The 18,734-nt window shown below is 37.9% G+C and carries 25 protein-coding genes and 2 pseudogenes; 16 read left to right on the top strand and 11 right to left on the bottom strand.

Going from position 1 to position 18,734, the window contains the following annotated elements; translation table 11 throughout:
• The first annotated feature begins 43 nt into the window (after window positions 1–43).
• The 5 genes from ACWYN3_RS11875 to ACWYN3_RS11855 all read left to right on the top strand — a co-directional run bounded on the left by ACWYN3_RS11875 (window position 44) and on the right by ACWYN3_RS11855 (window position 4,265).
• Window positions 44–2,104 carry a hypothetical protein gene (locus ACWYN3_RS11875; protein WP_456221330.1) on the top strand — a complete coding sequence of 687 codons (2,061 nt, stop codon included), beginning with the start codon at window positions 44–46 and terminating at the stop codon, window positions 2,102–2,104.
• 39 nt (window positions 2,105–2,143) lie between these two features.
• Window positions 2,144–2,572: a M57 family metalloprotease gene (locus tag ACWYN3_RS11870; RefSeq protein ID WP_456221329.1), complete on the top strand. Its 429-nt coding sequence runs from the start codon at window positions 2,144–2,146 to the stop codon at window positions 2,570–2,572.
• Window positions 2,569–3,249, top strand: a complete 681-nt coding sequence (locus ACWYN3_RS11865) for a M57 family metalloprotease (protein WP_456221328.1) — start codon at window positions 2,569–2,571, stop codon at window positions 3,247–3,249. Before ACWYN3_RS11870 ends, ACWYN3_RS11865 begins: the two co-directional genes overlap by 4 nt.
• A 351-nt stretch (window positions 3,250–3,600) precedes the next feature.
• Window positions 3,601–4,080 carry a PAS domain-containing protein gene (locus ACWYN3_RS11860; RefSeq protein WP_456221327.1) on the top strand — a complete coding sequence of 160 codons (480 nt, stop codon included), beginning with the start codon at window positions 3,601–3,603 and terminating at the stop codon, window positions 4,078–4,080.
• An 8-nt stretch (window positions 4,081–4,088) separates the two neighbouring features.
• Window positions 4,089–4,265: a hypothetical protein gene (locus ACWYN3_RS11855; RefSeq protein ID WP_456221326.1), complete on the top strand. Its 177-nt coding sequence runs from the start codon at window positions 4,089–4,091 to the stop codon at window positions 4,263–4,265.
• Between the two features lie 4 nt (window positions 4,266–4,269).
• Here ACWYN3_RS11855 and ACWYN3_RS11850 read toward each other — a convergent pair.
• Window positions 4,270–4,784, bottom strand: a pseudogene (locus ACWYN3_RS11850) (DUF4269 domain-containing protein).
• Between the two features lie 37 nt (window positions 4,785–4,821).
• Window positions 4,822–5,586, bottom strand: a complete 765-nt coding sequence (locus ACWYN3_RS11845; protein WP_456221325.1) for a methyltransferase domain-containing protein — start codon at window positions 5,584–5,586, stop codon at window positions 4,822–4,824.
• Window positions 5,587–5,743: 157 nt separating this feature from the next.
• Between ACWYN3_RS11845 and ACWYN3_RS11840 the strand changes: the two are divergent.
• Both ACWYN3_RS11840 and ACWYN3_RS11835 read left to right on the top strand, forming a co-directional pair.
• A pseudogene (locus tag ACWYN3_RS11840) lies at window positions 5,744–6,627 on the top strand (dihydroxyacetone kinase subunit DhaK); the annotation flags it as partial.
• Window positions 6,616–7,374, top strand: coding sequence for a DAK2 domain-containing protein (locus ACWYN3_RS11835; RefSeq protein WP_456222974.1), 759 nt, complete (start codon window positions 6,616–6,618; stop codon window positions 7,372–7,374). The pseudogene ACWYN3_RS11840 and the gene ACWYN3_RS11835, both read left to right, overlap by 12 nt.
• A 138-nt stretch (window positions 7,375–7,512) precedes the next feature.
• On the opposite strand, the gene ACWYN3_RS11830 is transcribed toward ACWYN3_RS11835, so the two are convergent.
• Window positions 7,513–7,890, bottom strand: a complete 378-nt coding sequence (locus tag ACWYN3_RS11830; protein ID WP_456221324.1) for a VOC family protein — start codon at window positions 7,888–7,890, stop codon at window positions 7,513–7,515.
• A 146-nt stretch (window positions 7,891–8,036) separates the two neighbouring features.
• Here ACWYN3_RS11830 and ACWYN3_RS11825 point away from each other — a divergent pair, with 146 nt between their 5' ends.
• Complete coding sequence (locus ACWYN3_RS11825) at window positions 8,037–8,561, top strand: GAD-like domain-containing protein (protein WP_456221323.1); 525 nt, start codon at window positions 8,037–8,039, stop codon at window positions 8,559–8,561.
• Window positions 8,562–8,627: 66 nt separating this feature from the next.
• Here the strand turns inward: ACWYN3_RS11825 and ACWYN3_RS11820 are convergent, their stop codons facing one another.
• Entirely contained in the window at window positions 8,628–9,218 is a 591-nt protein-coding gene (locus ACWYN3_RS11820) for an O-methyltransferase (protein WP_456221322.1), read from the bottom strand.
• A gap of 95 nt (window positions 9,219–9,313) precedes the next feature.
• Between ACWYN3_RS11820 and ACWYN3_RS11815 the strand changes: the two genes are divergently transcribed.
• From ACWYN3_RS11815 to ACWYN3_RS11805, 3 genes are all read left to right on the top strand, one after another.
• Complete coding sequence (locus ACWYN3_RS11815; protein ID WP_456221321.1) at window positions 9,314–10,549, top strand: TPR end-of-group domain-containing protein; 1,236 nt, start codon at window positions 9,314–9,316, stop codon at window positions 10,547–10,549.
• 164 nt (window positions 10,550–10,713) lie between these two features.
• Window positions 10,714–11,562 carry an aldo/keto reductase gene (locus ACWYN3_RS11810; protein ID WP_456221320.1) on the top strand — a complete coding sequence of 283 codons (849 nt, stop codon included), beginning with the start codon at window positions 10,714–10,716 and terminating at the stop codon, window positions 11,560–11,562.
• Window positions 11,538–11,804 carry an aldo/keto reductase gene (locus ACWYN3_RS11805; protein ID WP_456221319.1) on the top strand — a complete coding sequence of 89 codons (267 nt, stop codon included), beginning with the start codon at window positions 11,538–11,540 and terminating at the stop codon, window positions 11,802–11,804. Before ACWYN3_RS11810 ends, ACWYN3_RS11805 begins: the two co-directional genes overlap by 25 nt.
• Here the strand turns inward: ACWYN3_RS11805 and ACWYN3_RS11800 are convergent.
• The 4 genes from ACWYN3_RS11800 to ACWYN3_RS11785 form a co-directional block, all read right to left on the bottom strand.
• On the bottom strand, window positions 11,788–12,075 hold the full coding sequence (locus tag ACWYN3_RS11800) for a hypothetical protein (protein ID WP_456221318.1): 288 nt from the start codon (window positions 12,073–12,075) through the stop codon (window positions 11,788–11,790). The genes ACWYN3_RS11805 and ACWYN3_RS11800 overlap by 17 nt on opposite strands.
• Window positions 12,053–12,550 (bottom strand): class I SAM-dependent methyltransferase, encoded by a 498-nt coding sequence (locus ACWYN3_RS11795; protein ID WP_456221317.1) that lies wholly within the window; start codon window positions 12,548–12,550, stop codon window positions 12,053–12,055. The genes ACWYN3_RS11800 and ACWYN3_RS11795 overlap by 23 nt, the downstream gene beginning before the upstream one ends.
• 124 nt (window positions 12,551–12,674) lie before the next feature.
• Window positions 12,675–12,872 (bottom strand): hypothetical protein, encoded by a 198-nt coding sequence (locus ACWYN3_RS11790; protein ID WP_456221316.1) that lies wholly within the window; start codon window positions 12,870–12,872, stop codon window positions 12,675–12,677.
• 13 nt (window positions 12,873–12,885) lie between these two features.
• Complete coding sequence (locus tag ACWYN3_RS11785) at window positions 12,886–13,221, bottom strand: methyltransferase domain-containing protein (protein ID WP_456222973.1); 336 nt, start codon at window positions 13,219–13,221, stop codon at window positions 12,886–12,888.
• A 72-nt stretch (window positions 13,222–13,293) separates the two neighbouring features.
• Here ACWYN3_RS11785 and ACWYN3_RS11780 point away from each other — a divergent pair, with 72 nt between their 5' ends.
• The gene (locus ACWYN3_RS11780; RefSeq protein WP_456221315.1) at window positions 13,294–13,416 is read left to right on the top strand and encodes a hypothetical protein; all 123 of its coding nucleotides are present in this window, start codon (window positions 13,294–13,296) and stop codon (window positions 13,414–13,416) included.
• A 103-nt stretch (window positions 13,417–13,519) separates the two neighbouring features.
• Here the strand turns inward: ACWYN3_RS11780 and ACWYN3_RS11775 are convergent, their stop codons facing one another.
• The gene (locus ACWYN3_RS11775; protein WP_456221314.1) at window positions 13,520–15,025 is read right to left on the bottom strand and encodes a family 20 glycosylhydrolase; all 1,506 of its coding nucleotides are present in this window, start codon (window positions 15,023–15,025) and stop codon (window positions 13,520–13,522) included.
• A complete protein-coding gene (locus tag ACWYN3_RS11770; RefSeq protein ID WP_456221313.1) occupies window positions 14,985–15,803 on the bottom strand; it encodes a family 20 glycosylhydrolase in 819 nt (272 codons plus the stop codon). Before ACWYN3_RS11770 ends, ACWYN3_RS11775 begins: the two co-directional genes overlap by 41 nt.
• A gap of 127 nt (window positions 15,804–15,930) precedes the next feature.
• On the opposite strand from ACWYN3_RS11770, the gene ACWYN3_RS11765 reads away from it, so the two are divergent.
• The 4 genes from ACWYN3_RS11765 (at window position 15,931) to ACWYN3_RS11750 (ending at window position 17,707) form a co-directional block, all read left to right on the top strand.
• Complete coding sequence (locus ACWYN3_RS11765; RefSeq protein ID WP_456221312.1) at window positions 15,931–16,152, top strand: hypothetical protein; 222 nt, start codon at window positions 15,931–15,933, stop codon at window positions 16,150–16,152.
• Between the two features lie 220 nt (window positions 16,153–16,372).
• The gene (locus ACWYN3_RS11760; protein ID WP_456221311.1) at window positions 16,373–16,621 is read left to right on the top strand and encodes a chromate transporter; all 249 of its coding nucleotides are present in this window, start codon (window positions 16,373–16,375) and stop codon (window positions 16,619–16,621) included.
• Window positions 16,593–17,072, top strand: a complete 480-nt coding sequence (locus ACWYN3_RS11755; RefSeq protein ID WP_456222972.1) for a chromate transporter — start codon at window positions 16,593–16,595, stop codon at window positions 17,070–17,072. Before ACWYN3_RS11760 ends, ACWYN3_RS11755 begins: the two co-directional genes overlap by 29 nt.
• A gap of 74 nt (window positions 17,073–17,146) precedes the next feature.
• Window positions 17,147–17,707: a chromate transporter gene (locus ACWYN3_RS11750; protein WP_456221310.1), complete on the top strand. Its 561-nt coding sequence runs from the start codon at window positions 17,147–17,149 to the stop codon at window positions 17,705–17,707.
• Window positions 17,708–17,867: 160 nt separating this feature from the next.
• Here the strand turns inward: ACWYN3_RS11750 and ACWYN3_RS11745 are convergent, their stop codons facing one another.
• Window positions 17,868–18,509, bottom strand: a complete 642-nt coding sequence (locus tag ACWYN3_RS11745; RefSeq protein WP_456222971.1) for a class I SAM-dependent methyltransferase — start codon at window positions 18,507–18,509, stop codon at window positions 17,868–17,870.
• Between the last annotated feature and the right edge of the window lie 225 nt (window positions 18,510–18,734).

Here is an 18,734-nt window from a genome sequence, read left to right as displayed (position 1 = left end):
GACGATGTATTATAAACAGCTGTTTATTTTAATATTTCTGCTGTTGTTTATAAACCGTGTTCCGGTTTACGCTCAGCAGCATACATTGCCCGAGCAGATTGATCGCTGGTCAGTCAGTCAGGATGGTAGTATCTTTTGGAAGACGGACAGCCGTTTGCCTCATGCTGACCATATTGAAATGAGTGGACAGAAGGTTTCTTTATGGGTGCAGTATGAAGTAGATAGCCTGCGCCGGTTGCATTTAAAACGTACTGTTGTTTTTCCAACTTTCAGGATGAAGCCTAATGATACTCATGCGAGTTTGATGCAGGTAATTGGTGATAATGAGTTGCCAAAGATCTTTATTGATGGTAAACCATTGAAAGACGATTTAATTAATGGCCATCAAATAGCAGGTTTATCAGAAAGGGTCACCGGAATCAGACATCATGGAATTATGGAGATCTATAGTGAAATTGGCAGCAAGGGTACGATTAGTTTGAAACGTTCTTTATTCCCTTCTGCGGATAAACCAATGGCAATAGAAAAACTGGTATTCATTAATAAAGGAAACAGACCAGCTTTGATTTCAATGGATGGACAGAGCCGAGAGGTTCTTATTGATACTTCTAGAAGTTATAAAGTGCCACATAAGCTGGTATTAAAGTCTATAGGTGATGGAGCGCATCTTGTTCAGCCTGGAGACTCTGTATTGTTTTCAGTTTCTTACCAGGCTGCGGCCGATCATCAATCGATCCTCAATGCTGTCGTACTGAAGGAAGAAGAAGGTCGTAAGGAACGTGTTCGGAGTATTTTGCAGCAATTACAATTGGTCACACCTGATATTATATTGAATACTGCTTTTGCTTTTGCAAAAATCAGGGCTGCGGAGAGTATTTTTAAAACGAAGGGGGGCTTGATGCATGGCCCTGGCGGACTTTCTTATTATGCTGCGATCTGGGCAAATGATGAGGCTGAATACGTGAATCCGTTTTTTGCTTTTTTGGGTGATGATCTGGCCAGTAAATCTGCAATGAATTCGTATCGGATGTTTTCGGCCTATATGAATCCTGAATATAAGCCTATTCCAAGTTCTATTATAGCCGAAGGAACAAGTTTCTGGAATGGCGCTGGTGATCGTGGCGATCAGGCTATGATCGCCTATGGGGCATCACGTTATGCATTGGCAAATGGAAATATAGATTCTGCACGGGTTTTATGGCCATTAATTGAATGGTGCCTGGAGTATTCCAGAAGAAAGCTTAATGCAGAAGGAGTGGTGGCTTCTCAAAGTGATGAACTGGAAGGACGTTTCCCTGCCGGGAAAGCTAATTTATCTACGAGCTCCTTGTATTATGATGCTTTGATTTCGGCAAGTAAACTGAGTAAATTGCTTGGAAAATCTCCGGAATTAACAAAGGGTTATCTGAGTCAGGCAAAAGAGCTGCGGGGTGCAATTGACAAATATTTTGCGGGTGTTATTGAAGGGTTTGATACTTATCGTTATTATAAAGAAAATACGGTGTTAAGATCGTGGATCTGTATGTATGCCACTTACGGTACGGTAGGAATTTATGAGCACAAGGAAGGAACTATAAAAGCGCTTTTCTCTCCAGGGTTGTTTACGCCCGATGGCTTACTAACTCAGGCTGGTGATAAAACCTTCTGGGACCGGTCTACACTGTATGCTTTAAGAGGTATTCTGGCAGCTGGAGAAACGGAACTGGCAATGCCCTATCTTCAGTATTATTCCCGCAGAAGGTTATTGGGAGAGCATGTTCCATATCCTGTGGAGGCTTATCCGGAGGGTGGACAGCGTCATTTATCGGCAGAAAGCGGCTTGTATTGCCGGGTATTTACTGAAGGATTATTTGGTATGCGTCCTGTAGCTTTTGATAGTTTTACTTGTACACCGGGAATGCCGAAAGATTGGAAGGAGATGGCTTTGAAGAATATTCATTCTTTCGGAAATGTTTTCGATCTGGAGGTTTCGCGGTTAGCGAATAAAAAATTGCTCATCAGGGTAAAGAAACAGGGAAAGGTTTATGAATACCGGATATCAAAGAAGGGGATACGCAATTGGTTAAATTTAATTATTTTCTATGATAGTTTTTTATTATTTTAATTACCATATATTTATAATTGAACCAGTTATGTAATAATTATGAAAAAACAACCGAAAATTATCGCACTATTATTATTGTTTTGTTTTTGCTTCACTGCATGTAAAAATGAAAAACCAAGCAAACCCGAAGAAATATCTGTAAGTGTATTAAGTAAAATCAAAACTCTTGGATTTAGTACAATGAATGTGTTAAAAACTAAGGGCGGATACATTGTGGAAGGGGACATATTCCTTCCAGATAAAGATCTGGATCAGAGAGATGAATCTTTTTCAGTTAAAGTAGCCAATACCGAACAATATCGTACCAATCAACTTGTTACTGCATCTCCGGAAAGAATGATAACAATTTCAGTTTCAAATCTGCCGCAGGTTTTTTCTGCTGCTTTAGATACTGCAGTAAATCGCTATAATGCTTTAAAACTTCGTATTCGTTTCAGCGGACTCTTGGTACGGGGGATATCAATTTGATCGGATTTTATGAAGCCCCACAAGGGGGCGGTATAGCTTTAGGATCGGCAGGATTTCCAACATCTTCTGGTAATCCATATAATGAGATTAAAATGAATACGCATCCTGAGGCTTACGGTGCAAATCCAGATTTATTGTATGTTGCATCAGTTATACAACATGAATTAGGTCATTGCATTGGCCTGAGACATACTGATTATATGAATAGGGCATTTAGTTGTGGCAATGGAGGTAATGAAGGAATAGGTGACGTTGGTGCAATCAATATTCCAGGAACACCAACTGATGCTGATGCAGGCTCATGGATGTTAGCTTGCACTACCGGAGGCAATAGGACGTTTAATAACAATGATATAATTGCTCTAAATTATCTTTATTCGTTAACAACATATATTAATGGGTCACTCATTTTATGTACTGGAAACATAGCTGAACCGGATGGTGGCGATTATACCTATACACTCGAAAATATACCTGCAGGAACTACCTTAGCCTGGTCTACCCAGCCAGGAATTAAAATAGTTGGATCAAATACAGGGAATTCTGTCATTGTCAGGCATAATCCAGTTACTGATACTGGGAAAAGCTTTGCAAATCTTAATGTAACAATTAGCTATCCTGATGGATCAGTAATCTCAAGATATATTAGGATAGGATTAAAAAGAGATTGTAAGTAGCCAGAAATGATATAATTACTGAAAAATGCCTTAGAAATATATTTCTAAGGCATTTTTCAGTAATTGAGATGAGATCTTCAATTTCTTACCGATTGTAATAATTTTGAGGCATTAAGCTTTTTATATTGTTTTAAACGTAGTTGAAAAATTCTTCTTTTTCACAAAGGTAAAATTATGATCTCCATAAAATGCCACCAATGGGGTAGATTAAGCCAAATGGTCAAAGTAAATTGATTTTGCCGGGATTTTTTGTTCAATTATTTGCGTAAAAGTGTATACGAAATACGCTTTGTTTTATGGAATAAAATTGGAATATTTAGTTGAGTTAACCAATTTAAAGGGCTGTGAGTTATGAAAGGATTTCTGAATTTGTTTCAAAATGCGCCGGTTGCAATTGCGATTCTGGATGCAAAAACGTTAAGACTGGATTCTGCAAATTCTGCTATGCTGCAACTGTTGAGGAGGGAAAAATCTGTATTGGGCAGGAACATTTTGGAGTTTCTTCCCGAAATTGCTGAACAGCCATTTCCCGAATTAATTTATGATGTAATTCGTACAGGAAGGCCATATAGCGAAACGGGCGCTAAATTTTATACAAATAATAACGGGAAGATCGAAACGATCTTTGTGGATTATAGCTACACACCAATTCTTGGTAAAAAGAATCACGTTGTCTCAGTTTTGGTAGTCGGGATGGATGTGAGTGAAAGGGAGTTAAGCAGGCTGTACAGGTTGGAGTCGGACCGGAATTTGCGCGCCGTAGTGATGTCTGCACCAGTAGCAATGGCAATGGCTTATTTAGTGGGTTTGATTTTCAGATACAATCTGTAAATGACAGGATGCTGGATTTATGGAATAGCAAGACTAAAGAGTGTATCCGAGAATTGGAACATGTTTATCATAACGGAGTGTCTTTTACTTCAGAAATTAATCAAATATGCTATAGCTACACACCCTTGAGAGATGCTACGGGTAATACAACCGGTGTAGTGATGGTTGGAAACAGAAAAGATTAAACCTTTAGAGTTTCAGTAATTCAAGATAAGGATCACCGGTCAGATTCAGTAATCTGGCAAAAGCGGGTTCGGTTTTATAACCTTGCTCTTTAAGTTTGATAATCTCTTTTCTGAACTGCTCACCATGTTCAATCAGTAATTTGTTTTCGATGAGCATATGTCTGTAGCCCGCCTGTTCACGGGTAGGTATTTCTTGTCCGAAAATTTCAATCTCCCATTTATCGGCTATCATTTTAGCCAGTACTACTTCCTGGCTATTGATCCTTGTCTCCTTAATCTGAAATCTTTGAATTGTGAAAAGGAGTCAATGAGTAAATTTTTAAACTCATTTTTATCATGATAATAGCAGATAATATCAAGATCACTGTTTTTAATAGCTATATCCAGAGGAACGGTTCCAACTAAAATAGGATCAAATGGTTGTAGTATTTCAAAGATCAGGTGATCTTTGAGTACAGTAAATGCATGTTTTTGACGATCATTACCTGCTGCCAAATAAGTGATTGAATCAAATTTCATAAGCGGTCACAAAACTAAACTATTCCTTTTAGAAAATCTAAAAAGTAGCAGCCATAATAGTTCGTTTAAAAGGGTAAAATATAGGTGATTCTTTAAATTCTTTCCGCAATCTTTCTTTATAGGTGGCGATGAAACTTTGTTTGATATCTTCTGGCAGTTTTTCTACATAGGGGATCATCGCTGTGCCGGATACCCAGTCAAACAATGCGTCTGCATCTTTTAGAACATGTGGATATATCTTTTCATAAACTGTGATTTCAGTACCTCCGTGCTGGAAAAATATCTTAGCATATTCTTGTATATCCAAAACCGGAGAAACGCGGGTAAAGCCATTCAATGCAGTTGCGAAAGGCGGGGTTGTGGCTATATCTATTAGTGTGGTATGAGTGAAGTGACTATGATTTGATGGGATTTGTATCACAAGCTGTCCGCCAGGTTTAACAGCAGAAATAATTTTCGGATATAATATTTCGTGGTCACCGACCCACTGGATGGCTGCATTTGAAAAGAGCAGATCGTATTTTTCTGCGGACGCAAGCTGTTGTTCTATTGTTCTTTTTTTGAAACTGACCTGGTCATTCTGAAAGGCGATAGCATCATTAAGCATTTCCTGTGATGAATCTATTCCAAGAACAGTTGATCCGGGCAGCGCATCTGCGAGTTTCCTGGTCAGTTCACCAGTTCCGCATCCTAAATCTATTGCACTTAAAGCTGGTTTAACTTTTACTAATTGTAATAAATCGTAAAAAGGGCCAAAACGTTCTTGTTTGAATTTGTTATATACATCCGGATTCCATGCCATAATAATCTGATTAGGGTTTTATATCATGATAACGTATTTGGGGTAATCTTGTTTTATGACATTATCTTAATGAATCTGAAAAGCGAAAAATAAGATCTTTCATTACCTTGTAACGCTATCAATTATTGAATTATACACAAACGAAATATAATATACCATGAAATTTTTTATAAATGAACCCGATCAGATTGTAAATGAAGCTATCAATGGATTATTAACTAACCCTAAATTAGCCAAACTGGATTCCTTTCCTGAGATACGTGTAGTCATTCGTAAAGATTGGGATAAGTCAAAAGTAGCGGTTATTTCTGGTGGTGGCTCTGGCCATGAGCCTGCTCATGCAGGGTTTGTGGGAAAAGGGATGCTTACTGCTGCGGTATGTGGTGATATTTTTGCTTCACCTACAGTAGATGCTGTATTGTCGGCTATCTTAGCTGCAACCGGGCCAAAAGGCTTTTGTTAATTATCAAAAATTATACTGGTGACCGTCTTAATTTTGGTTTGGCTGCAGAACAGGCACGTGCTTTAGGGTACGAGGTGCAAACGGTAACAGTTGATGATGATATCGCCCTTGGCCAGGATGTTAAAAAAAGAGGATTGGCAGGTACTTTGTTTGTGCATAAAATTGCAGGACAGCTTGCTGAAGAAGGTAAATCATTAGCTGAGATTGCAAAGATTGCACAGCAAGTTATTGATCGTACGGCTTCGATAGGTCTTTCGCTTACCGAATGCCAGCATCTGGGGCAGGAGACACTCTCCCGCTTAACTGACCAGGAAGCCGAACTGGGTTTGGGTATTCACGGAGAGCCGGGTATAGAAGTAATTGCTTATGCACAGGCAGATCATTTAATGGCTTTGGCTATTGAAAAAAAACTAGAGGCGAATTTGCCTGATACTAATGGCAGATATGCTATGATCTTTAATAATATGGGTAGTGTAAGCCCTATTGAAATGAGTTTACTGGTCAATGCGTTCAGTAAAACAAAATTAGCTGCTCAAGTTGACTTTATAGTTGGCCCGGCTGCTTTGATGTCATCAATTAATATGAGTGGTTTCTCTGTATCAGTACTTTTGCTGGATGAAGAAATTGAGAAGGCATTACTGGTTGATTCAGAGCCTGCTGCATGGCAGATACAACCTTTCAACAAACCGGCAGAAATCAGTAGTCCAAAGCTTCCCGAGACGCTGCAATATGAACCTTCTGTGAATGCTAATGTTAAACAGCTGATCGAAGAAACGGGTTCTTTATTGGTTGCTATCGAAAAAGAAATTAATGGACTGGATGCTAAAGTTGGTGACGGTGATGCCGGATCTACATTTGCGCTGGCGGGTAAACGTTTGTTATTGGTTGTAGATAAGCTTCCCCTGGATGATACCGGAAAACTATTGCTAACTATTGGAAGGATACTGGCCAGAGAGGCTGGAGGATCAAGTGGTGTATTGTTATCGATTTTATTTACTGCTGCTGGTCATACTTATTCAAAAGATCATGATTTAGGAAAAGCTCTTTTAAATGGTTTGCAAAAGGTGAAGGATTATGGCGGGGCAAAAGTAGGGGATAGAACGATGATTGATGCTTTGGAACCTGCATTTGAATCGTTAGCAAAGAATGAATCTGTCATCAATGCTGCCCAGCAGGCACGTAAAGGGGCAGAATATACCAAAACGATTACGAATACTAAATTTGGAAGGTCTTCCTATCTTTCTGAGGCAGTTTTGAAGAATATTCCTGATCCGGGTGCTGAAGTAATTGCAAGAGTTTTTGAGAAAATTGCTTCGCTAAAATAAATTAGTGTTTTAAAAAGCATCATCCTTTTTTAAGCCACCAAATAGTGTCTGGCTTTTTGAAGCTTATAAAAGGATAATGCTTTCTATATTAATTACTTTTTATTATAATCAAAATTGATCATCCATTGTATGCCAAATTTATCGTTGAACATTCCAAAGAATGCACCCGAAAGATTTTTCCAATGGCATGATAATCTGACCACCTGCAGAAAGACCATTGAATAGTTTTGTTGCCTCTTCTTCACTATCTGCCTGAATAGAAACGTAAAAATTATCACCTTTCGTGATAGGCCCATAAGATTCCAGACGGTCGCTACCCATTAAAGTACTTCCTCCGCCAATTGGTAAAGAAATATGCATGATCTTGGTATTTTGACTTTTGTCGGTTTGATATTCTTCTGGCATTTCACCAAATCTGGCTAATACGTCAAATTCACCGCCAAATACTGATTTGTAAAAATTAAATACTTCTTCGGTATTACCATCAAAGTTTAAATAAGGATTAACTGTTGCCATGGTCTGTTTTTTAGATTTTTTGAATTGTTTATAACAAATATATATCCATTTTTATGATTTTTTAGGGTATGAATTAGCCAATCTTAGTGGTTGTTTGCGACTAAGAAACTAGGTATATTGTAGGTAGATTAATAATCACTACTAAAATGGAACTAACTCGTTTTTTAGGAAAATATCAGCCGACACATACAGAACTTGCCAGCGAAGCCCTGGTTAATCAATATGCACATATACTTCCATCCAGTATGATTGAGTTATGGAGGAAAAAGGGACTGGGTAAATATAATGATGGGTTGATAGAAGTTATCAATCCTGACGATTTTCAGGATGATTTAGAAAGAACTATTGGGAGAAAAGCATCAAATTATGTTCCGATTGCGATTAGCGGCTTTGGTGAATTGTTTTATTATAGGAAAATAACAGCTACTGACGAAGATGTTTGCTTGTTTGATCCACACTATAAGCAAATTGAAACTTGTGTCTGGAGCCTGACTGATTTTTTTAATGGCTATTTATGTGATGATAGTATCATTCAGGAAGTTTTGAGAGCGGACCTGTTTAAGGCTTCACTAGAGAAAATAGGAGAGCTTAAAAAAAATGAGATCTTCTTTTTTGTTCCCGCATTGTCGCTTGGTGGAAATGAAAGTATTGATGTATGTACAAAAAGGTAATTGCCAGGTTCATCTAAGTATACTTTTTCAATCCTGATTCAGGATCCCTCTTCTTAATTTGTTTTTTTATTTACGTCTGCAGATAAATTCCCCGTTACCAATAGGAACCGTCAAACAATCAAACCTGTTATCCTGCGTAGCAGTATTGATCATTGGCTTAACTCCTTCATATTGATCTATTGCATTGTCCGCAACTATAAGTCCGTTTTGCACTATTTTATGAGCAATTTCCTGAAAACACCGTTCATATATCTCTTTTTCTGCATCTAAAAAGCAAAAGGCAATCTGACCAAGGTGTGGTGCGTGATCAAAAAAATCTCCGTGAATTAATTCTATAGATTTTTCCAGACCAGCAATCCGAAAGGTCTCTTTAGCTAAATTGACTTTATCAGCATCAATTTCAAAAGTCTTTATCTTTCTTCCTGTTTCTCTGGCTGCAAAAGCAAGCCATAAAGTTGAATAACCTGCGCTTGTCCCGATTTCAATAATTTCTCCTTCTGGCAGGTTAACTGAAAGCAGGGATAGAAATTTACCGGTCTCAGAATTGATTTGTCTTAGACGTTTGCTCCTTGGTGTACCATCAGTCCGGTCAGCCAGATCGATCTTTTCAAGATACTGCATTCTTTCTTTGAGAATAGTTGGTATTTCATTAAACATGAGGACAAATTAGTGATAAAATCCGGGGGTTAAAAAGTATGTTTTATAATTTACAATGCAATTGTATTTCTTATCTTTATGTAAAAATAATTTTTATGAGAAAATTCCTTTCTGTATTGTTGGGTTTAACCTGTGCTACACTTGTGGTATTTAGCCAGACTGCTACTGTTACTGATGAATTTGAGCAACCTTATCAGGTTTTTAATCAATTGCAAAAAGATGCTTTAGCGAAAAAAGATTATAAAGAAGCAGAGAGACAAATAATCATTTTTGGTGATCAGTTTAAGAGAATGTCTGCTGGTACACAAGAAAAATATTCGGGTCTCATTCCTCTTAATTACTATAATCTTTCTTGTATCAATGCACTCAGTGATCATAAAAATAAAGCAATTCTATATTTGGACAGCGCTTTTCAAAATGGGTATCGGGACTATAAGCATACATTGACAGATACGGATCTGGATGGTTTACGTAATGAAGAGCAGTTTAAAATAGTTTTACTAAAAATAAGGGAAAAGGATGACTATAACTATATCCTTCAAAAATCAGGTGATTATAACAATAATGATAAAAGGACACCTGTAGTTTTTACTTATCAGAATGCTGATGCACCTGAACTGGTCAAATTCAGAAAGCAATATAAGCTGGATTCTATAAGTGGGAACGGTGATGAAATCTCAAAAATTAAAAACCTTTTGTCATGGGTTCATAACGTGGTAAAGCATGACGGTACAAATCCTGATAACCCGAACAGGAAAAATGCTGTTGATTTAATTGAAATATGTAAAAAGGAAGACCGTGGGATCAATTGCCGGATGATGGCAACAATTTTGAAAGATGCATATCAGGCAATGGGCTTCAAATCGCGGGCAGTTACCTGTATGCCGAAAGATACGGCAGATTTTGATTGCCACGTGATTAATATAGTCTGGTCAAAAACACTTGATAAATGGATATGGATGGATCCTACTTTTAATGCTTATGTGAGTGATAAGAAAGGGAATCTTCTGAATATTGAAGAGGTTAGGAGCAAACTAATCCTTGGAGAAACATTAGTGTTGAATGATAATGCAAACTGGAATAATAAAAACAAAGAGACCAAAGAGCACTACCTGGATTTCTATATGTCCAAAAATTTGTACTGGATCAATTGTAATGCTAAAAACGAGTGGGATATAGAAACTATTGGAGCTGGAAAGGCGCCCATTGATACTGTTCTTTTATATCCTGGTCAATTCACAACGTTTAGCGGAGACAAAGAAGCTGGAAAAAACAGAGTGAGTTACGCGACTAACAATGCTGCTTATTTCTGGGCGAAACCGGGTTTGTAAACGTCTTCAACCTGGTAAATGATATGGTGTTTGAAATTTGCAATTATCAGTTTGATTTTAGCAATCAGCAGCATCGTTTTCTGTAATACTTTTATATGCTTATTGTTTCCCTGTGTGTTTTAATTGTATAACACACAGCGGTGGATATTTAAAAAATAAATATTATGGATTTAACAAGTTATAGAACCCTTGGAAAATCAGGGTTAAGGGTAAGTCCGCTTACTCTTGGTGCAATGACTTTTGGTGAAGATTGGGGATGGGGTTCAACTCCATCTGATTCTGAGACCATTATGTCGAAATATATAGAACTGGGAGGTAATATCATTGATACTGCCAATGTTTATACCAAAGGACATTCTGAAAAAATAATTGGTGATTATTTAAAGAAAACAGATCTCCGCAGAGATCAGTTAGTACTTTCCACTAAATTTTTCTGTAATCTGTATCCTGGTGATCCAAATGCAGGTGGCACCAGCAGAAAAACTATTATCAGTTCTTTAGAAAACTCGTTAAGAAGATTACAGACTGATCACATAGACCTATACTGGATGCATGCTTTTGATCCTTATACACCGATTGAAGAAACCATGTCAGCTTTGCACGATCTGGTAACTTCTGGTAAGGTACGTTATATTGCCATATCTGATACACCAGCATGGAAAATAGCGCAGTCTCAAATGATTTCTCAATTTCGTGGTTGGTCGGCTTTTGTGGGGTTGCAAATAGAATATTCATTATTGGAAAGAACTGTTGAGGGCGAACTGATTCCAATGGCACAGGATTTAGGCTTAGGTGTAATGCCCTGGTCTCCGTTAAATGGGGGAATTCTAAGCGGGAAATATACAAGAGCTAATAAGGGGGAAACACAAAGTGGAAGAAATAGTATGGGAGTAGGGACGGAACTTACCGAAAATACTTATCAGATCATTGACCGCTTAGCTGAGATTGCCCAGGAAAAAGAAACTACTCCGGCCAGCGTGGCTTTAGCGTGGGTGCGAGCAGACCTGGAGTAACTTCTACTTTAATTGGTGCGCGTACAATGGATCAGCTAAATCAGAATCTTAAGTCCTTATCTGTAAAGTTATCTGCTGATGATATCGCTTCATTAGATCAGCTCTCAGAACCTGTATTAAGTTTTCCAATCCCGTTTATCTTAAACCGGGCCGGTCACATGGCACAGGCGGGTGCAAATGTGAATGGTGTATCTTCTTTTGCACCTCCTTTGTTACCACAAAGTATTAAAGAGGTATATTAAGAATTTTTTTTATCGCAGCTATCAAAAGAAAAATCGGACGGCGCGCCTCATCCTTCATTTCAGGATATTCTTCCAGTGCTTTTTTTGATGGCTGTGGTTCTGAGATTTTTGTAATCTGGAATCCGGCATCAATGATCGTATTGAGATAAGTTTCTAAAGTGCGGTGATATTTGATAACATCATTGTCAAGAAATCTTGCTACACGTTGTCCTTCATCCTGATAACCGTCAACTGGCCAGTGTAATCTTTTATCTTTTACCCTCCTGATCACAATACCAATCCTGTGAAGCCATTGCAGTGAAAATGGGATGTTCTACAGAAAGTACAAATGAACCACAAGGTTTAAGTGTGTGGTTAACCTTTTTGCAAACGATATCGAAGTTTTCTACATAATGAAAAGCAAGTGAACTGATCACTACATCGAATTGTTTAGCGGCAAAGTCAATGTCTTCTATGGCAAGCTGAAGATATTCAATTGAAGGGTCGTTAGCACTTTCTCTGGCACGTTTTAACATGTTTGCAGAAAGATCCACGCCAGTTACTGATTGGGCTCCCTGTTCGCTTGCGTAACGGCAGTGCCAGCCAAAACCACAACCAAGATCAAGTACTTTTTTATCTTTCAGATCAGGAAGTAATGCTTTGAAAACCTGCCATTCACCTGCTCCATTTAAACCATCTTTTGAACGGGGCAACAGATTGTAATTTGCGAAAAAATCCGGATCGTCGTATTTGTTCTGTTTCATCATCCGGCAAATTTACAGATTTTATTTTTCTGCGATGTTAACAGGTAATGAATGTAAAAGCCCCAAAATAGCCTTTTAATTTTGGGGCAGGTTCAAGATGCAGGGCCTTCTATAAGATTGAAGTGTTTTATTTGAGAGATAATTCAAGAATGATAGCTTTTTCGAAATGCTCTTCCCAACCGGGATGAGTTGTCATTATTCTGCTGTTATAGCCCAAAAGGTAAGCTAAAAACACAATATCCTCTGCACTGTAAATATGATCTGTTGAAGTGAATTCTATGGTATCTGTACGTTGTGCACCCTGAATCAGAAATTTTACAGGCACTTTTGCAGTGTAGCTACTGCATAATATAGAAGATGTTATGCAGCTCTATAAATATCTTTCCTTTACTGTTCAGAATTTGTTTGCAGTTACTCAAAAGCTCGAATACAGCTGATTTTGTTAAATTACTAAGGCCATTATATAAACAGGTAATACAATCGAACTTTAATTGATCAACACAATTTAAGATTGCCTGAGGCAGATCACCTACTATATATTGAGCGGGATTTTTAAAACCTCCAGTTATAGCAATTTGCTTCATTTCAGAGCTGGAATCTATTGCCCATACATTGATGTCAGGTTTTTTAAGAGCTTCTATACTATGTAATGATTGTCCTGCAAATAATTCCAGAATAGACTTACAGGGAAATACGGGCCTGTTTTTACGGGTAATATTGCTGGTTTAAGGATTTTTAAAGCTGCATTGAGTGCAAATACAATCGGTACTTATGCTTTTAATGATATCGATAGTAGCCATCCTAACAAAAATGACCTGGTATTGAATGCACCCGCAAACTATGATGGTCAGAGCCTTGTGAACTTTTAAGTCAGGCTGTTTTTAACTCAGAATAATTCAAGACCGGACGGATTTGTATTTGAAATCAGCCCGGTTTTGAATTATGGGAATTATACCTGGTATTTGCGGCGGCTTATCTGTAAAAATCTTTAGCATTCACATCTCTTCGTTTTCCTGAAGGATCTTGTACTTCTAATTTTAGCGTATAACCACCACCACCTTCTAAGAATAACAATTCAAAAGGATGGTATCCTTTTTTTAACGCAATCTGAGCAGACTTTTCAATAGCGAAGTGCATGCCGTCATTGTCAACAAGGATACTTCCATCTAAATTTAACACACTACCGTCGTCAGATCTGAGGAAAAAGGTATAAACTCCTGTTTGATCCGCACAAAAATAACCTTGATGTTTAGTCGCAAATTGATCTGCTGTTTTGGCTAATGGTATCTCGATAGCTGAAGTCACTTTTTGAATTTCCAGATCTTTTTCATTAATCTCTTTAACTACTTTGTAACCATGAGGATAGTAGGAAAAGTTTAACCCTTTTTGCAGATTAGTGACTTTGGCGGGTTCAAAATAATCTTGTTTCTTATAATTGATCGTATAAACTTCTCCGCGTTTGCCGGATGTATTAAATGCGGCTAATTTAAATTGAACTGGCTGATGATTAACTTTAACACTTTCATTAAATACTGTGGACGCTGGAGTAGGTAAAGATCCATCTGTAGTATAATGTATTTTAAAAGCCGGAACAGGATTAATAATGCGAAGGGAAGTGGTATCAGTAAAAACACTGTTTAGACTAAAACCTTTCAGATCCTGGAACCTGTAATTGATGTTCATGGCATCCAGCATTGGTAACTGGCTGATCACTCTCTTTTCAAATCCTTTCCAATCTGCTGGTGAATTACTCCAGGCTACTTCTGACATAGCCATCATCCTTGGGAAAATCATATATTCGAGACGCTGTTCGCTCGGAATAGTTTCTGTCCATGTGCAGGCCTGAACTCCCTTAATGAGTTTTTTATCGGCTGTGCTGAGCTGAAAACCAAGTGGATCAAATGTGTAAACTTTTTGCAGGGAATTGACATCCTGCTGGGCATCAAAATAACAGTATTCTCCAGGTGCCATAATGATTTCATTTCCTTTTGCTGCGGCATGTTTTGGGGCACCAGGAATCCATGTACGCCAATACATCATCGTTGCTGTTTTGGATATTCCACCATCTAAGATTTCATCCCATCCAATCATCTTCTTGTTTTTGCTTATAAAAAAGCGTTCCATTCTATGAACGAAATAACTTTGAAGTTCATTGATGTCTTTTAAACCTTCTTTTTTCATTAACGCATCACATTCAGGAACGTTTTTCCAGCTGCTTTTCTCTACTTCATCTGCACCTAAGTGTATGTATTTACTTGGGAAAAGTGCCGCTATTTCTGTAAATACATTCTCGGCGAACTCATAAGTAGTTTCTTTGCATGGACATAAAGGCTCAGAAAAATCTTTTGCCTGCCCGCCTTTTCCATTAGACGAAAGCCATGGCATCAACGTTGTTGCTGCCATCATGTGTCCTGGCATATCTATTTCGGGGATAATTTCAATAGCTCTTGCCTGAGCATAGCTGATCAAGCCTTTCATTTCTTCCTGAGTATAAAATCCTCCATTTCCTTACCCCATCAATAACCTTGAAATGTTTCTCAGGAAGGGCATAGTCAGGATTATCTTTAGCTAAGGTAAGGCAGGTGGAATCTTGTTTGTTAAGTGTACGCCATGCGCCTTTAGCTGTTAGTTCGGGATATTTTTTAATTTCTATACGCCAGCCCTGATCATCTGTGAGATGTAAATGGAATTTGTTGAACTTATATAATGCCATGCGGTCTATCATTTTTTCAAGATAGGCGATATCAAAAAAGTGACGGGATACATCTAAATGCATACCTCTCCACTCGAAACGGGGGGCGTCTGTGATTTCTACACAAGGAACGCTAAGGTCTTTTAAGGGATGGTTGGTATACAAAGGAGCTCCGATAAGCTGTTTTAGTGTTGATACGGCATAAAAAGCACCTTCTGCTGTGTTGGAGGTAATGGTAATAGATTCATTTTTTACAGAAAGTGTATATCCGCCCTGAGGTAATGAATTATCTCCGGTTTTAAGAATGATCTTTCCTGTGGTTTTTCCCTGTCCGGTACTTTTCCCGGCCATGTTTTTTATCTCGGCCGATGCCGCGTCAAACACTGAATTTGAAGGACTTATAATCGGGGTGTTTTTATGGATCAGAAACTGACCTGCTAGTGGTTTTAGAGTAGCAGGCTGAGGGATAACAGAATAATTTCTGTTTGTAGTTTGAGCATAGGTGAGATTCAGGAGTAGAAAAAAGGAGAGCGTCGCTAAGGAAAATAGTTTATACTTGATCATAATTACATTTGGCTTGTCTGGAACCAAATGTAAATAAAACGTATAAGCTCAGATTGGTAATTTATTAACTGATATTATCTTTTTATAAAATAATATTGGGATGATATTTATTTAACCATTCCAGGTAATGCAATTTATTTCAACGGCTATTTTTGCGCCTTTACAGGATTTAGGTAATATGATTATCCTTTACCGGGAAGCTGATGCTTATTTAAGAACTTTTGATAAACTGATGAACAAGCCGGTTGAGCAGCGTCCGGAAAATTCTGCGGAGATTGGCCGGTTAGATAACCCGCTTAGAAGACAAATTGGCTTTGTTACGCAAGACACTCCGTTCTATAAAGGATAAATTACTTTTTGTTAAACCTTCAGCCACTTCAGAAGAGATTACGGAGGGGCAGTTTGCCGAGACAGGAAGCCACAAGGAGCTTTTAGAGCAGAAGGGTTTGTATTACTCAATGTGGCGTCAGCAGATAGGCGGGAGGAGATGATAAATGCTTAAAAAACGGCAATTATATGTGTCTTAAACTTGGCTGAAATCGCGGTTTTTCGTATCTTTAAGCATTATAATGATGGATGAGAAACGATTGGGGAGACCCGCATTTAAAGAGGCTGTAAGATTCTGGTTTAAGTTAGGTTGGATTAGTTTTGGCGGGACAGCCGGACACATTGCATTAATGCATGATTTCCTGGTAGACAAGAAAAAATGGATTAGTAACAGCCGGTTCTTTCACGCGCTGAGTATCTGTATGCTTTTGCCCGCCCGGACCCGAGGCACAGCAATTAGCTATTTATATTGGCTGGCAATTACATGGTAAAAAGGGTGGCCTGATTGCAGGTATATTATTCGTTCTGCCATCGATGTTTATTCTCCTTGCTTTAAGTATCGTTTATGTGTCGTATGGCAATTTACCATGGATTTATGCTATGTTCAATGGCTTGAAACCGGCAGTAATTGCCATCATTATCATTGCCTTATGTAAAGTTGGACAGAAGTCTCTGAGTGGTATTTTACATTTCATAATAGCGGGTGCCGCTTTCATTTGCATTTTCTTTTTCAATGTTTCACTACTTTTAATCATCATTGGAACTATTGTTCTGGCGCTGATTATCCGGTATTTTAATCCAGAATTGTTACATGGAGCGGATAATATGCAGCAGGATCAGCCTGTAAATGAAGAAGATTATTATATCAATTCATCTTCGGTTGCACCGGATGCTGGATTTGAAATTAAACGATTCATTAAACAGCTTGTTGTATTTTCCTGATGATTTTTTGGTTCATTCCTTTGACTGCGTTTTATATTTTATCGGGAGACTTTTCCTTCTGGAAGCAATTAATTTTGTTTTTTACACAAACGGCTTTCTTAACTATTGGAGGTTCATATACAGTATTGCCATATGTGGCACAATTTGCGGTAACTAAGCTCAGCTGGCTTTCCAAAATGCAAATGGTGGATGGTTTTGCTCTTGCGGAGACTACGCCCGGCCCACTGATTATTGTAGTCGGCTTTGTTGGGTTTATGGCAGGATTTAACCATTTTAATGGGTCTTTGCTGATGGGAAGTATTGCATTGGTAATGACTACTTTTTATACGTTCCTGCCTTGCTTTTTATTCATTTTTATTGGCGGTCCATTAATTGAAAAATCCCATGGTAATGAAGTAATTGGCGGAGTCTTAAAACTGGTTACTGCCGCTGTGGTTGGGGTTATCCTGAATCTAACTATCTTTTTAGGAAAAGATGTGATTTTTCCAGGCGGAGTAACCGTTTCTCATTTTGATGCCGTTGCTTTAGTCTGGATTGTAATTTCTCTTTTTTTGATGCTTAAGTTGAAGTTAAACGTCGTTTACCTTATTCTACTAAGCCTTTTGGTGGGGCTACTGAGGTATGTGATTTTGTAGCTGTTTTAAATTTTCATCTGGTCTGTGAGGGGGAGGCTTTTTTCAGCATATTCTTTTATTATCGCATTACGGACAGTCAATAAATTCTTCATATACTTTCTCCTGAGTTTGCTTTGTGGAAATCTGATGTAAATTAGATTGTTGGCATCAGATTTTATAATTACACTTGGTTTTTCTTTGTGGCTACGATTGCATAGACCATTGGTATCTTATTTTCAAGGTGTTTTATGCGATATTTTTTTTGTTCAGTGCCAGATTCTACGGTGTTGTTGAAGCAATTATATGGAGAATAATCAAATTCATCCAGTGAACTAAGTTCAAGGTTGTATTTTAAAAGGTTATTGAGAACTTCGCTTATGCTATGATTCCAGCCAACAGACTTCTGACTTATTTTAGCTTCTCTGTCCGCGTAAGTTCCGCTTGAGGTTTCTATAATAGGCCCTGTATTGAAGTAATTATAGCCTATTTTATCAAAATTATCATCAAACATCCATACTACAGGATGGAATTCTACGAAAACAAATTTCCCATTAGTCTTTAGAAATCTGGAAACTATTTGTGCCCATTGATCAAGATCGGGCAACCAGCCAATTGTTCCGTAACTGGTAAATACAATATCGAATTGTTCATCCAAATGATTCGGGAGATCGTAAATATTGCAGCATATAAATGTGGCCTCAGTTTTAGTTTTTCCGGCAATTTCTTTTGCAGCTGCAATGGCTTTGTCCGATAAGTCTATACCAGTTACTTTGGCTCCCAGCCTTCCCAAAGAAATTGTGTCTTGTCCAAAGTGACATTGCAGGTGTAAAATGCTTTTACCTTTTATATCTCCAAGTAAATTAAGTTCAATTTCATTAAGAGAGGTTTTTTACCTTTGAGGAAGTCTTCAAGGTTATAGAAATCAGATTTTAAATGTGTCTCTGTTCGGTTATTCCAGGATTCTTTGTTTATTTCTATGTAATTAATATCCATTTTATTTATCAGATTTCTATACAAGTATATATGTTTATTTCTACATATGATATGT

It is taken from the genome of Pedobacter sp. NJ-S-72 (assembly GCF_053890575.1).
Note: the sequence above shows the minus strand (reverse complement) of the source record. Positions and strands in the feature narration are given on the sequence as shown.